The following is a 13,119-nucleotide window of genomic DNA, read 5'->3' as shown; positions in this document are numbered from 1 at the left end:
AGATTTTTCGGGCGGTGACAGGCACTTTTTTTTGCACTTTTTATGATTTTTCGAACTAATGTATCACGGCTTCGGATTAATGCCTACCCAAGATAGTCCAATCATTAAAAATGTAAATAATAAGATAAACAAACTAATCCCTATTCCCCAAAGGGCATTTAATCTCGATCTTTTAGATGTAATCAACCCAAGCAGCCCTAGGAAAAAACCAACAATCGGCAAGCTGACGAGAAACGTTTCCGGAAAATCATCGATATCCATTAATAATGTAATATTTACACCCGCCAGTGCAATTAGAGCAATCAGGAAGGATAAGAAACCCGCAATGGTTGGTAATTTTCTTTGCTTTTCTTCGTTTTTATTGCTCATTTCCAGTTCCATAGCTTTACTTCCCCCACCTTCATCACTTTGATTTGATCATAATCCTTCAGTTTTCTTAATTCCTGTGTTGGTCCGGTGACAACTGCTCCGTATACTTGGATCCCATTTTTCTCGATATAATGGATTCTATCTTTTAACACTAAAGATCTTGCCCGCGCTATTTGCTCGGCTGTTTTTTCATCTTTGGCCAGAAACTTTAATATATCTATAAATACTTCTTCATTTGACTGGTCTCTTCCATTAAACGGTGACCATGTGGTGGAATCAACCTGCAACGGATAGCCGATTGGTGCAACTGAATACCCTGCTTCATATAGTTTTTTAGACTCAAGTCCCGTATCAACAGCCACCCATCTTACCTCAACTTTGTCCCCGAACTTATTTTTCAACTCCTCCGGCTTCCTTAAGTGATTAAAAGAAAGATAAATCTCTCCTACGGTCCCATCCGGTAGGTGATTAATAATATCCCAATCAGAATTAACTGTTTTACCAAATGGACCGTCTGGATGATAAAGCATGTCCGTCTCCATGTCGCCCACCATCGGCAGCGGCCTTTCAAGCTTCATATCACGCTCCGGAAAGTTTGGCTTGTCCAACACAAAATTAACCGAATACTCCCCTGCTTGATAATCCTCCTTTCCAATCCGCTTAAACACATCAAAATATATTTTCATAGTAAAAAAGCCAATATCCTCTTCAAGCTCCATCTCTTCCAAGCTCATGTTCGGCTCCGTCACATAAATGGTTTTTGTTGCAATCTCAATTAAATGGTTTGCTTTTCCACCAATCGCATAATACAAATAGCTGCTTAATGTCAGCACTGGCACAATGAGTAATATGACAGCCAGACTGATCATAATATTTGTCCTTAGAGCATGATTTTTGCTTGCTTGAATTAATCCTTTTCGTTTATTACCCGGTACCCTGTGGTTTTTTTTATAGTCTTCGATTGATTCATTTAAAAATGATTGATAGATTTCCTGATCCTTTGGATTTTGCTCATTATCCATCCTGCCTCCTCCTTCCCTTGACCCTTTCAATTACCTTTTTCCTTCCTCTTGATATGTGGCTTTTCAGCGTATTAATATTTAATTGCAGAATGTCTGCTGCCTCTTTTAAACTCAACTGATGCAAGTCACAAAGAACTAGTGAATGCATTTCAATTTCCTTCAATGAATGTATATCGTTCATAAGTGCAGTAAAGCTTTCCTTCTCTAGGAAATCTATTTCTGGCGTTTTCACTATCATTTGACTATGTATTTTATCGGTAATGACCAGCCTATTATGTTTTCTGGTAAAATCGATAAAGGCATGATAGGCCACTTTGAACAGCCACGGCTTAATATGCATAATCTCATCTTCTGACAGTTGAAGATATGCCCGGTAAAAAGTTTCTTGGACTAAATCTTCGGCCGTATGGTGATTTTTTGAAAGTGAGAACAAGTATCGATATAGATCATCTACATATGCTTCAAACGCCTCATCTAAATCCATCGCGTTCCCCCCTTCACCTTATCCACGAAATAACTAGATTAAAAGTTGCAAAATCGGAAAATATTTTCTACTTTTTTTAAAGAGAAATTTAATTAAGCAGCAGCTAAGATTCTAAGTATTTTTGGAAAATAAGGATTAATCCCAAGCATCATACAAAATAGCCATAAAAAAGAGCTCAATCCCTGCAATTGCGCTCGTTCGAGTATATTAAAAAATTAAAAGATATGGGAAAATAACTACTTAGTAATAATTCTATACACCAAATATCAATGTCCCACCAACCATATAAATAAAAGGAAATAATAATAATGTTGCATTGACAATTATTGCTCCTAGAGTCAAAGTACTTTTCTGTTTCTGGTAAGCTCTTGAGGCAAAATAAAGACCAAAAGTACAAAAAATCAAAGGAAAAAATACAGGTAATCCTTGAAGCCTTTCAAAGGTAATAATATCAAACAAAAAATTTACTATAAATATTAGTGGAACAAGAAATAGAAAATAAGAAATAATTATAAACCCCTTCTGCATAACATAGGCCCCCTTTAAAAAATATCACATTAATACTAACATAAGATTCGCTACAAATGGTTTTAATTTCCATTATTTATCAAACTTATCTGATCGTTGTTTGTAGTTTAAAATTGCACAATTTCTTTGAAAGGTAACATCGCAATCAAATTTCCCCTTAAAGAGTTGCTCTGCAAATGGTCCAAACATGAAACGGGCGCAATCATCTCTCGATTATTGCGCCCAATCGCTGAATTAATAGTTTAGTTTATTTCTTGTTTACTAAACTAATGACCAACCAATTTTATTTAAATGATTCTGCCATCTTTATAAGTTGCTTTTTGCTGACTTCAGACGGTGTTAACTTAAAAAAATAAGTGATTTCATAATAGAAACCGTCATTCTGCCAAGAGAGTATTCTTTTACCTTCGTCATTTGGAATAAAGAAACCTTGCGCATTATTTCCAATACTCACCTTTTCTATTTTTATATTCTCATCATATTGTACCGGGTTTGTAGAAATTCGGATATCAATGAATTCTTTGTTCTTATTCATTAATTCAATCACTAATTGCTGTCCGCTGTTTTCAATTTTTGAGTCAGTTATTTTCATCTCTTCAAAAGGTACTTTCGTAGGAATCATATAATCAAATAATAGTCCATCATTCAAATCTCCAATATTGGAATAATCATAATCATACAATTCCGCTCTTCCTGCAGACCAGCCTATCATAATACCAGCAGTCACAATTACAAATAATATAAATGCAGTAATAATAACCTTCTTACTTACCATTTATCTTTCTCCTATATACATTTTTTAAGAATTAAATTTGTCATATCAAAATTTTCTGTAAATACATTCATCAACTAAATGGTTCTTAACCTAAAGAAAGAGAGCACTTCTACGGAATTGTGCCCCATAAATGAATAACTTAAAAATGCGATTATCAAGTAATTCTTCTATCACCAACACCCCTCGTTAGTTGAATAACTTCTTGCATCACTATTGCAATAAGTTAACTTACGGATTTTTACGTTTAGTTTTAAAATCCAAAGGATAAGAATTTGATTTACTTTCTATTTTTACTGAAGAAAATGCGTGATGATATTCCTAATATTATATATATTACTACAGGATTAATCATACTACCCATGTTATACCAAATTGAAATAGGTAGAATTATTGCAATAGATGATAGAAAGAATCCGAATGTAATAATTCTTTTTGAAGTTGAATAAATATATCCCTGAAAAATAAACATTAACGGGAAAAGCAAATATATACCTAGTAAAATGAACTTACTTTCAGGAAACATTGAATCTATGTATATAAATGTAAAAATAATCATACTTGGCAAAATCATATAAAGAGTATTTTTCATAAACACTAATCCCCTCGGCGAAATAGGTAAATATAGTGTAATTTTACACCAAAGGAATGTATTATCAAATTAAATTTTGATAAATTTTTCAAAATTAGGAAAAACAAACTTTACGAAAACAGCGTTGATAAATCAGTGTTTACGCGTTCATAAGTCAGTTGAGACTGTACAAAAAGTAGTGTTGTATTCAACAGACTTCCTCCACTAAAATGTTAATGAGCGGTATTCCTTACTGAAGGAAAGCGCCCAAACATGAAACGGGCGCAATCATCACCTAGATAAATGCGCCCGTTAATTCAATAAGAAACTATTGAATACTACAAATAAAATAAATATAAATACAACTATACTTAGCCAGCCGTAACCTTTTTGTCCCTTTTGAAATTCTCTTAATCCCATTACCAACATCGTTAAACCTAAAAAAAACATCATATATGGTAGAAACTTAAAATCCTTAGTAATCAATCCATACCCCGCAAGTGAAATAACTGTTATTGATAAAATAATATGCAAATACTTTAACAATTAAAAAACCCCTTCAATACAAGTTACCATATATCTCCAATTAGTTGTGAATTATTCTGCACTTTAACTAAGTAAATAATGAAAAAATGGACTGTTCTAAAACTAACAGTCCATTGAATTTTCGCGCCCGATTGCCGAATATGTACCTGAATGCTTAATCTAGAAAATTTATTGCTGCTTTAAATTACAAATTCAAACCCTGTTGGTTTTTGGAATGGTATTTTACATTCTTTGAAGACTAATTGATATTTAGAAATATCATCGGGTAAAGCCGGTGATACAATGAATGTATAAGATTCATGCCCACCGGATCCTCCGCCTCCTTCGTTTCGGCAGTCATAATCAGCATCATTGCCCTCGATAGAAAGGTCAAAAAAGATAGGTTCTCGAAACCTTCTTGGCATTTCATCATCAGTATCTTCTCTATCAATGCTAAAATGAACGACGCTAGCATTTTCAAATTGACGTACAAATGTTACAGAATAAAAAATATCATCTTTTTCAAATGACTTTAATATTGGAATATTTTTAAGAAATCCTTTTGGCTCTACAACTGGCCGATAAATATCTTCATTTAAGAAACCTGCAAATACACTGTTTAAAAAATCCTCATAAAAATTATACTTTTTAGCCCAATTTGCAATAAGTTGTTTTGGTGGGAAACCCGGTTTATTATTTGAAAGATCCTTTCTTTGTTTTATTAAATTACATATATGTTCATCTATTGCTTCTATCTGTTTATCATAGTGTTCTGTTGGTGGTTCAAAAGGCATTCGCTTCATATTTACCGCCTCCAAAATAATATAATTTAGTTCATTTTAACATAAATTGGTAACAGGGGTTTCGCACAATAAAAATAGGCGCTGATCATTTCAAGATTGCCCCTTTTCACAAGCCCTCTAAATAGGTATGAAAGGCGAAAAAGGACATGGTGAATGTGAGATTTTGTGACATTTAATTTAATTTAATATACTTAGTCAGCTTACTCCAAATCTTTTTCTTGTTTAATCCTAAGTCGGTACACATAAGAAACCGGAATTATTCCACAAACGAATATAATCCCCCCTATCAGTAGGCCATCAGTCCAGTTGAAGCTCGGGGTAATCGACGTAAGGATAGCAAAGGAAACCGCTATGATTGTTACAAAAATCAGGCTAATAATAAACGACTTTACTGGATTTTTCGGCTTCCTTTCATGTTCCACACTAACACTCATGTGTAGATAGCTATATATCACTGTAGTAAGCATAAAAACCATCCATAGTGGATTTTTCGTCATTGCTTCTATTCCACCCTTAAATACCTCATAACCAAGAATACTGAGAATCCCTATTGTTTGTACTATATAAGCAATTTTTATATGTTGTAAATTCAGTACTATCAGCCGTTCATCAGTGATTTTTTTCATTCAAATTCCTCCCTATCAATCCAAAAAATATCATCCAATTTGGCATTCACCGCATAACAAATTTGCAGGCACAACTTTAATGATGGATTATATTTTCCTTTTTCAATTAGACTGACCGTCTGCCGAGTGATGCCTACCGCATCGGCAAGCTCTTGCTGAGTTAAGTCCGCTTTTACACGGGCAAGCTTTACGTTATTTTTCATATCGTAACCTCCATTTACAATGTAACATATACATTACCTAATGTAAACTATATATTACATCTGTGATTATAGGAAACAGTGGGACGGTTCTGACATTACCCTAAATATTCCCATTTACTAGGATTGGATATTTCGCAAATAGTATGATTTTCATCTAGCAGAATCATTATATAAATAAAAAAACAATTATGTAAATTTAACCATAATTGCTTCTAACTATCAAATATGTTTACTGTTCAATTAATAACATCATTTATATATAATATATTGAAAGAATAACATATTCATTCCTTAAGAAAGGAGGAAATAAAATGGAAAACTTCTATCTATTTGCCCTTATGTGTATATTTCTAATTATTTTACCTGGTCCCGATACAGCCATTGTAACTAAAAATACTCTCATCGATCGGAGAATTGGGGGGATTAAAACTTCTTTAGGTATAATATGTGCCCTTCTTGCCCATACTTTTGCCGCTGTAATAGGACTATCAGCAATCATTGTAAAATCAGCCGTTTTATTTTCTATTTTCAAATATGCTGGTGCTGTTTACTTGATATATTTGGGTGTTAAGATCTTATGGTCGTTAAGGAAAAAGGAAGAAGCAGCAAGTGTTGAGATAAACACAAAAGCTCAGTTTGGAAACACATCTTGTTTTAAACAAGGATTCCTTACCGATATCCTAAATCCCAAAGTTGCCATCTTTTTCTTATCCTTTTTCCCTCAATTCGTGGAATCTGGAAGCGGTACCTTTTTACCGTTTCTTATAATGGGGATGACCTTTACTCTATTGTCAGCTATATGGTTATTCCTTTATGTCTATTTAATTAACCAAATTAGTGCTTTTATGAAAAAACCGAAAGCGAAAAATATTATTGAAGGAATTACAGGTACGATAATAATCGGATTTGGGATAAAACTAGCCCTGGAAAAGGCTAATAATTAGATTATATTTTCAGATAAGACCTTTGATTTTCAAAAATTGAAGGGTCTGTTTTTTACTGAACGCTTATCTTGTCCATCTGGTCCTACCTAACATTTAATGAAAAAGGGCGCAACCATCCTTTGATTGCGCCCGATTTTCTTATATTTTCAATTAGTTTCATAGGAAGCTTAATATCCCCATTTTTGCGTATATTTGATAAACACTTCATCTTCCCATAAAACCTTACCCTCATCCGATAAACCCTCTATCTTAAATGGTTCTTCTGAAACAACTCCATTACCAACTACTCGGTCAAATATGGCATACCAAAACCTTAGCTCTTTTTTAGGTTCCATAATTATTCCATCGTTTTCAATTCCATTTTGTTTGAGGGAAATTTCCTGTATCTCTTTATTAGAAATGACTCCTGCCAAAATAATAATAGAAAGATTTGGATCTTCATTTATCGCCCAATTCACTCCCTTTATTGAATCCAGCTCCATGACATCACTATTCAGCCTGATATTCCCATCATTCGAAACAAACGAATGTCGAATACCTGTCTCATCTTTGTAAAAATACAACATGCCCTCATCTATTTCTAGTTTGTTTAGAATTTCAGTTGAATCTGGATACGGTACAGTCCGTAAAAATTGGCCATCCTGTGCAGAATGATCATCGTTTGAAGTACAGCCTGCAGCATACATTACTATAAACATCAGACCAAGCAAAATCATTTTCCTCATTTCAATCATCTTCCTTTTATAAACAGATACCTCATACACAATTAATCATCTGAAACTGACTTTCATACCAAATGTATCTATATTTTCTACTTTTATTATAAAATAGTATTTATTTTTTGAATATTATTTATTATTAAATTGAATTTTGTAATGTTGAAAAAGGACAGGGTAAATGTAATGAATTTGTGAGCATTTTTTACAATATGATTGTATTGCCAAAAATATTTTTATACAATATAATCATATTGTGAAAGAAGGGGGTTATACCTATGCCTAAAAAAGTTGATCTAATTGAACGGAAAAATCAAATTGCTGACGCTACTTGGCGAGTAATTTTAAAAAAAGGAATAGATAAAGCATCCATTCAAAACATTGCTGCCGAAGCTAATATGTCAGTTGGCTTAATCCAGCATAATTTTTCTTCTAAAGAAAAAATATTTCATTATGCGATGAATTTAGTGATCAATCGAATGGATGAACGTGCAAAAGCAATGGCAAATACCTTTACAGGTTCAAAGGAAGAGGCTTTAAGAAGACTGATGAAATTCCTGATTCCGTTTGATCATGAGGAAATGATGGAAGCAAGGGTGTGGATTTCATTTTTAGGACGATCTTTCAGCGATCCCGAACTTTTCGAATTGCAGCAAAAGATGGATAGCTATTCTAGGGAAATGATGCAAATGATAATAAATATGATGATAGATCTCCAATATCTGAAAAGTGAGGATGAGAAGGAATTTGAACTTGAGCTGCTATATGCTTTTATTGATGGGATGGTTATTCATTCACTGCAAAAACCAGATTATTACACTGAGGAAAAAGTCGACCAATTAATTGAATATTATTTAACCAATAAAAAGGGGACAAACATGAATGGATAAATTTTCGCTCATCATCCTTGTTATTATCGGTGTTTTAATCTTTCGGCAATTTATCCCAAAGGAAGTCAATCGCTTTGATTTTATCGGCCTTCCCATTTTGGCTTTATACAAAACATATTCTGGTCTACCGAATACACTTACAACTTCAATGCTGTTAGAGTTAATCATTCTTCTTTTATTAGGAGCCACCATTGGCCACATGCAGGGATTGAAAACGAAGGTTATGTATCATGATAATAAATTAAGTACGGTAGGTGGAATTAGTTATTTAATTGGTCTTGTCGTTCTAATTATTGGAAGATTTATCATTATTTTTATTTTTAACTTCTCTTCAATAATGACTGCTATTAATGGAGAAGAATCCATTGTGGTTGAACTTGGGCAATTTCTTTCAGGTTCAGGAGATTGGATTCTCTGGTCAACCATTGCTGCTTCCACGATTCTTTATAGTTTTACCCTATACAAAAATCATCCAGAAATAAGAGGTTATATAAAGGAACAATTGAAAAAATGAAAAACAGGGGGACGGTTCCCTCGTTTCCCTAAATATTTCCATTCGCTAGTTTAGAAAAAAGTTTGATTTAGGAGTTTGAATCCTTTGGGAAATATTTTAGAAACAAACTCCTTCTCAACGTTCAAATGCATTCATTATTTTAGAACTGACTAATTAACGGGTTTAATTGATAATTTTTAGAAGAATTTAGTTGAACAATGGCATGTCTAACTTGTAATTCATTTTGCAAGTAGATTGTTACTCCATCTAAAAACTTCTCATCACTATCTTTTAAATTACGACTAAGTGTTATGTGAATGGTTGCAGGCGCTTCATAGTCCCTAAATTCTCCTGGATTTTTATAGTCAAGATTGTAAATACTCCCAACATCATCATCAAATAGTACAAACAATTCTTCCATATCACCGATGTTTTTTTCCAAATAAGGATGTAAATTATCATATAGATTTTTCGCCCACTTTTCAGCTACATATGAATCTTCCATTTTGTTTCTTTCATTATTAAAATAAACTAAAAACTCAATGGTATCTTCACTTCGCACCTTAGCAGCGTATTCAAATAAGTTATTAACATCCATATTATCGTACCATATATCATATATTTCAAAATGCCCACCCTCAAAATTATCTCTTAAATATTGTTCTGCTTGAACTTTTACTTCTTCTTCTCTTTCTTTATCAGGCTTCATATCTGATAAAAAATCAAACACTAGTAGTGCAATCCCTAACAAAATGACACCAAAAATACCAAGAGTGATTTTTAGAAATTTTTTCAAAACATCTCCCCCTCACATAAATACATTACCATAAAATTCCTATATTTATTGGAATGCCCTGCCCATTACCGCCATAAAAAAATGGACTGCTTAAGCAACCCATAATTGTGAGGAGTAGTTATCACTTCTTTAATGTAAAATTTCAGGAAAAACAGTACATCAATGAACTTTCTTTTTATTTTTCACTTGAATGGAAATTTTATTTTCTTCAATTAATGTTAAGAAAACCCTAGTTATTTCTGGATCAAATTGAGTATAAATTCCTTTGGATAACTCATTTACTGCAAAATCTATCCCTTGACTTTCGCGGTAAATTCTATTTGAGACCATGGCGTCAAAAGAATCTGCAACTGCTATAATGCGAGCGACCAATGGAATATTTTTTCCGATTAATCCATGAGGATAGCCTTCTCCATCGTATCTTTCGTGGTGATGTAACACGATATCCAATATTGAATTTTTCTTAAATGATGGAACATGCTTGAGCATATTATAACCAATATTTGTGTGCTTTTTTATTTGCTCAAACTCTTCATTGGTTAAAGAAGACGGTTTATTGAGAATCGAATCTAGAATCCCGATTTTTCCAATATCGTGTAACAGTCCACCTAAATTACCCTTCCGCTAAGTGCTCTTTTCATAAATGGAATATATTAGGCAAACACCAGAACCGTCCCATGTTTAAAAAACAAAAGCCGCCTAATTGGCGGCTTGCTGTTTAATGTTGGACTTGCTCTTGATGCTCCATTACCTTCTTGTGTGAAGGAAGGAAGAACGTCATAATTAAAGTGGCAATCGCCATGATAAATACAAGAATAAATACAAGATGCATACCGTGTGCAAGACCCTCCTGGATGATTTTAACCATGGCAGAAGGTAGTTTATTGAAAGCCTCTGCGCTTAGGAGATCACTAATATTTTCTCCACCGCTCCATGCTCCATTCCCCTGTTCTTTTCCATAAGTGACAAGAGAATTATTGAAGATGGTTCCAAAGACAGCGACCCCAACGGTTTGCCCAACTGATCGAGTAAATGTGTTGGAAGCCGTCGCCGCTCCACGCATTTGCCAGCCGACAGCTGATTGAACAAGTACGGTTGTTGGCGTGGTAACGTAACCCATCCCAAATCCAATCACAACCATAATCCCCACAAAATACCAATACGGAGAGTCCAATCCGACTGCTAGTAACCATGAACTTCCTACGACGATGCATATAGCACCTATGATGACCGTGATTTTGGATCCAATTTTATACATATAACGACCAGCAAATGTTGCACCCAGCGGCCATGCAATTGACATTGGCATAAGTGTAAGACCTGAATCCGTCGCGCTATGCCCAAGAATGGTTTGAATCCACATTGGTAAATACACCGTTACCCCGATTAAGACTGAACTTGATAGGAAACCAACGAGATTGGAAGCCAGAATCACAGGTATTTTGAACAATGATGGCGGAAGCATCGGTTCTTTCACTTTCGTTTCAATATAACCAAAGAGGACAATGAAGATGATGGCCACTGCGAACAGTAGATAAATCGTCGTTGAGTTCCATCCATACTTTTGCCCCGGACCCGCATTAAGTAAAGCGTATAATAGCGTAGAAATACCAATCGTGAATGTGAAGGCTCCGAGGTAATCCACTTTCCGATCCTTTTTCAATTCAACTGTTTCATGGAAGAAGACGCTGATTAACACAAGCGATACTAACCCGATAGGCAGATTAATGTAGAAAATCCAACGCCAGCTGATGTGATCGACAAAGAATCCTCCAACTAATGGACCAAGTAGGCCGGCAATTCCCCATACGGAACTAAATAACCCCTGCATTTTCGCACGTTGTTCACCAGGGAACAGATCGCCAATAATCGTAAAAGTAAGCGGCATTACCGCCCCTGCCCCAATTCCTTGGAAAGCTCGGAACCAGATTAATTGATTCATCGTTTGAGCTGCACCTGAAACAATAGAGCCCACAACAAACAAAATCACTCCAAAAATAAACACTTTCTTCCGTCCGTATAAATCCGCTAATTTTCCGTAAATCGGTGTTGTAACAGAAGTCGTTAGCGTATAGATGGCAAATACCCAGCTGATTAATTTTAATCCACTGAGATCGCTAACAATCTGCGGCATCGCAGTACTAACTACTGTAACATCAATTGCAACCAATAAAATAGCAACCAGCATCGCAATGGTAACCATTTTACGATTCGTTGTTTTTTGCGGCATTCTTTTCATCTCCTTATATTCCTAATTGGGAAAAGAGATTAACTAGAATAGTAGTTGATTTTTTTCTGTATATCCTTCTCTATTCCTCAATTAGTCAAGCCATTGACCAAATTAGTATAATCGAGCTTATGTTAATTAGTCAACAACTTGACTATTATTTTCTTGCTCTTTAAAATGAATAAGTAACGGAGGAAATTCTGTTCCAATCCTGGAGGGTTATGATGGAAAAAATAAAAACAAATATTACGTTAGATTTCTTAAGAATCTCAAATCTGTTAAGTAAATATGGATCAAAGATGGTCGCAGATGTTGGACTTAATAGTATCCAGCAATGGGTCATTCTCAGATCCATAATAAATAAGGAAGATATTTCAATCGGTGAATTAAGAGAGGAAACACTCGTAACGAAGCAAAATATGACGGGGATGATCAATCGACTGCAGCAAGCAAATTTGGTTACATTATCTACTGATCCCGAAGATAAAAGACGAACACGGGTGAAAATAACAGAAAAAGGCCGCCAAATATACGACCAATTAAGTACTTCCCGAAATGAATTTAATAACCAAACTTATCATATTTACTCTGAGGATGAAATAATGGCTTTAAGTAAATTACTAAATCGACTCGTTGACCATCTAAAATAAATATGGTGCCTGTCACCGCCCGATTTTTCTTGTTTCACAAATGCTTGTGAAACAAGATTTTTCGGGTGGTGACAGGCACCGCTAGTTCTTATAATACATAGATCTATGTACTGGCCTTTTGCTGTGTTGTGTTTACAATGTAACTCAATAATTACTTTGGTCCCCTTCGAAATTATCGGTAGTGACCATTAATGCTTACGCTTTTTTACAAATGGAATATATTAAGAAAACGCCGGAACTGTCCCTTGTTCCTATTCGAGTTTGTACGGGTCCGTTAATTGATTCATAAGTATCCCCTGGATTAACCTCATTGTTTTTTACCAGTTATCAATTCCTTCTTGAAATATGTCTATTACATAGTCATCAAAAGTAATATATCTTGGGTGTAAATCTGTTCCCCCCCTTTCCCAACTAAATACTCTGTCATCATTAATATCTGCACAATACATACATCTAGCAAATTCTCCCGAGTCCTCTAAAACAATTAAGTTCATACCCAA

Annotated in this window: 17 protein-coding genes and 1 pseudogene; 4 read left to right on the top strand and 14 right to left on the bottom strand. The window is 34.5% G+C overall.

Features of this window, described 5'->3' with window-relative positions; translation table 11 throughout:
• Window positions 1–63 precede the first annotated feature (63 nt).
• From FXW34_RS21985 to FXW34_RS21945, 9 genes are all read right to left on the bottom strand, one after another.
• A complete protein-coding gene (locus tag FXW34_RS21985) occupies window positions 64–381 on the bottom strand; it encodes a hypothetical protein (protein WP_147536166.1) in 318 nt (105 codons plus the stop codon).
• Window positions 366–1,391, bottom strand: a complete 1,026-nt coding sequence (locus FXW34_RS21980; RefSeq protein WP_147536165.1) for an anti-sigma factor — start codon at window positions 1,389–1,391, stop codon at window positions 366–368. Before FXW34_RS21980 ends, FXW34_RS21985 begins: the two co-directional genes overlap by 16 nt.
• Window positions 1,384–1,875, bottom strand: coding sequence for a sigma-70 family RNA polymerase sigma factor (locus FXW34_RS21975; RefSeq protein WP_147536164.1), 492 nt, complete (start codon window positions 1,873–1,875; stop codon window positions 1,384–1,386). Before FXW34_RS21975 ends, FXW34_RS21980 begins: the two co-directional genes overlap by 8 nt.
• A 252-nt stretch (window positions 1,876–2,127) precedes the next feature.
• Window positions 2,128–2,403 (bottom strand): hypothetical protein, encoded by a 276-nt coding sequence (locus tag FXW34_RS21970; protein ID WP_147536163.1) that lies wholly within the window; start codon window positions 2,401–2,403, stop codon window positions 2,128–2,130.
• Window positions 2,404–2,686: 283 nt separating this feature from the next.
• Entirely contained in the window at window positions 2,687–3,178 is a 492-nt protein-coding gene (locus tag FXW34_RS21965; protein WP_147536162.1) for a DUF4367 domain-containing protein, read from the bottom strand.
• 880 nt (window positions 3,179–4,058) lie between these two features.
• A complete protein-coding gene (locus FXW34_RS21960; RefSeq protein WP_147536161.1) occupies window positions 4,059–4,292 on the bottom strand; it encodes a YczI family protein in 234 nt (77 codons plus the stop codon).
• Window positions 4,293–4,471: 179 nt separating this feature from the next.
• The gene (locus FXW34_RS21955) at window positions 4,472–5,074 is read right to left on the bottom strand and encodes a hypothetical protein (RefSeq protein ID WP_147536160.1); all 603 of its coding nucleotides are present in this window, start codon (window positions 5,072–5,074) and stop codon (window positions 4,472–4,474) included.
• A 200-nt stretch (window positions 5,075–5,274) separates the two neighbouring features.
• Entirely contained in the window at window positions 5,275–5,700 is a 426-nt protein-coding gene (locus FXW34_RS21950) for a hypothetical protein (RefSeq protein ID WP_147536159.1), read from the bottom strand.
• Entirely contained in the window at window positions 5,697–5,903 is a 207-nt protein-coding gene (locus FXW34_RS21945; RefSeq protein ID WP_147536158.1) for a helix-turn-helix transcriptional regulator, read from the bottom strand. The genes FXW34_RS21950 and FXW34_RS21945 overlap by 4 nt, the downstream gene beginning before the upstream one ends.
• A 311-nt stretch (window positions 5,904–6,214) precedes the next feature.
• On the opposite strand from FXW34_RS21945, the gene FXW34_RS21940 reads away from it, so the two are divergent.
• On the top strand, window positions 6,215–6,847 hold the full coding sequence (locus tag FXW34_RS21940) for a LysE family translocator (RefSeq protein ID WP_147536157.1): 633 nt from the start codon (window positions 6,215–6,217) through the stop codon (window positions 6,845–6,847).
• A 167-nt stretch (window positions 6,848–7,014) separates the two neighbouring features.
• On the opposite strand, the gene FXW34_RS21935 is transcribed toward FXW34_RS21940, so the two are convergent.
• Entirely contained in the window at window positions 7,015–7,572 is a 558-nt protein-coding gene (locus FXW34_RS21935) for a hypothetical protein (RefSeq protein ID WP_147536156.1), read from the bottom strand.
• Window positions 7,573–7,841: 269 nt separating this feature from the next.
• Here FXW34_RS21935 and FXW34_RS21930 point away from each other — a divergent pair, with 269 nt between their 5' ends.
• Window positions 7,842–8,453, top strand: coding sequence for a TetR/AcrR family transcriptional regulator (locus FXW34_RS21930; protein ID WP_147536155.1), 612 nt, complete (start codon window positions 7,842–7,844; stop codon window positions 8,451–8,453).
• Window positions 8,446–8,967 (top strand): hypothetical protein, encoded by a 522-nt coding sequence (locus FXW34_RS21925; protein WP_147536154.1) that lies wholly within the window; start codon window positions 8,446–8,448, stop codon window positions 8,965–8,967. The genes FXW34_RS21930 and FXW34_RS21925 overlap by 8 nt, the downstream gene beginning before the upstream one ends.
• 139 nt (window positions 8,968–9,106) lie before the next feature.
• Here FXW34_RS21925 and FXW34_RS21920 read toward each other — a convergent pair whose 3' ends face one another.
• The 3 genes from FXW34_RS21920 to FXW34_RS21910 form a co-directional block, all read right to left on the bottom strand.
• The gene (locus FXW34_RS21920; RefSeq protein ID WP_147536153.1) at window positions 9,107–9,742 is read right to left on the bottom strand and encodes a hypothetical protein; all 636 of its coding nucleotides are present in this window, start codon (window positions 9,740–9,742) and stop codon (window positions 9,107–9,109) included.
• Window positions 9,743–9,901: 159 nt separating this feature from the next.
• Window positions 9,902–10,345, bottom strand: a complete 444-nt coding sequence (locus FXW34_RS21915; RefSeq protein ID WP_147536152.1) for an HD-GYP domain-containing protein — start codon at window positions 10,343–10,345, stop codon at window positions 9,902–9,904.
• Between the two features lie 115 nt (window positions 10,346–10,460).
• On the bottom strand, window positions 10,461–11,972 hold the full coding sequence (locus FXW34_RS21910) for an MDR family MFS transporter (protein ID WP_246141252.1): 1,512 nt from the start codon (window positions 11,970–11,972) through the stop codon (window positions 10,461–10,463).
• A gap of 221 nt (window positions 11,973–12,193) precedes the next feature.
• Between FXW34_RS21910 and FXW34_RS21905 the strand changes: the two genes are divergently transcribed.
• Entirely contained in the window at window positions 12,194–12,619 is a 426-nt protein-coding gene (locus tag FXW34_RS21905) for a MarR family winged helix-turn-helix transcriptional regulator (RefSeq protein ID WP_187119064.1), read from the top strand.
• A 317-nt stretch (window positions 12,620–12,936) separates the two neighbouring features.
• On the opposite strand, the pseudogene FXW34_RS23215 reads toward FXW34_RS21905, so the two are convergent.
• Window positions 12,937–13,119: pseudogene (locus FXW34_RS23215) on the bottom strand (SMI1/KNR4 family protein); the annotation flags it as partial.

Source organism: Bacillus marasmi, from assembly GCF_902168435.1.
Taxonomy (GTDB): Bacteria; Bacillota; Bacilli; order Bacillales; family Cytobacillaceae; genus Bacillus_BU; species Bacillus_BU marasmi.
This window is presented reverse-complemented; position numbering and strand designations above follow the sequence as displayed.

Excerpts from the sequence above, each read along its gene's own strand:
- FXW34_RS21985 (WP_147536166.1), bottom strand. The coding sequence starts at position 381 with ATGGAACTGGAAATGAGCAATAAAAACGAAGAAAAGCAAAGAAAATTA.
- FXW34_RS21980 (WP_147536165.1), bottom strand. The coding sequence starts at position 1,391 with ATGGATAATGAGCAAAATCCAAAGGATCAGGAAATCTATCAATCATTT.
- FXW34_RS21975 (WP_147536164.1), bottom strand. The coding sequence starts at position 1,875 with ATGGATTTAGATGAGGCGTTTGAAGCATATGTAGATGATCTATATCGA.
- FXW34_RS21970 (WP_147536163.1), bottom strand. The coding sequence starts at position 2,403 with ATGCAGAAGGGGTTTATAATTATTTCTTATTTTCTATTTCTTGTTCCA.
- FXW34_RS21965 (WP_147536162.1), bottom strand. The coding sequence starts at position 3,178 with ATGGTAAGTAAGAAGGTTATTATTACTGCATTTATATTATTTGTAATT.
- FXW34_RS21955 (WP_147536160.1), bottom strand. The coding sequence starts at position 5,074 with ATGAAGCGAATGCCTTTTGAACCACCAACAGAACACTATGATAAACAG.
- FXW34_RS21950 (WP_147536159.1), bottom strand. The coding sequence starts at position 5,700 with ATGAAAAAAATCACTGATGAACGGCTGATAGTACTGAATTTACAACAT.
- FXW34_RS21945 (WP_147536158.1), bottom strand. The coding sequence starts at position 5,903 with ATGAAAAATAACGTAAAGCTTGCCCGTGTAAAAGCGGACTTAACTCAG.
- FXW34_RS21940 (WP_147536157.1), top strand. The coding sequence starts at position 6,215 with ATGGAAAACTTCTATCTATTTGCCCTTATGTGTATATTTCTAATTATT.
- FXW34_RS21935 (WP_147536156.1), bottom strand. The coding sequence starts at position 7,572 with ATGAGGAAAATGATTTTGCTTGGTCTGATGTTTATAGTAATGTATGCT.
- FXW34_RS21930 (WP_147536155.1), top strand. The coding sequence starts at position 7,842 with ATGCCTAAAAAAGTTGATCTAATTGAACGGAAAAATCAAATTGCTGAC.
- FXW34_RS21925 (WP_147536154.1), top strand. The coding sequence starts at position 8,446 with ATGGATAAATTTTCGCTCATCATCCTTGTTATTATCGGTGTTTTAATC.
- FXW34_RS21910 (WP_246141252.1), bottom strand. The coding sequence starts at position 11,972 with ATGCCGCAAAAAACAACGAATCGTAAAATGGTTACCATTGCGATGCTG.
- FXW34_RS21905 (WP_187119064.1), top strand. The coding sequence starts at position 12,194 with ATGGAAAAAATAAAAACAAATATTACGTTAGATTTCTTAAGAATCTCA.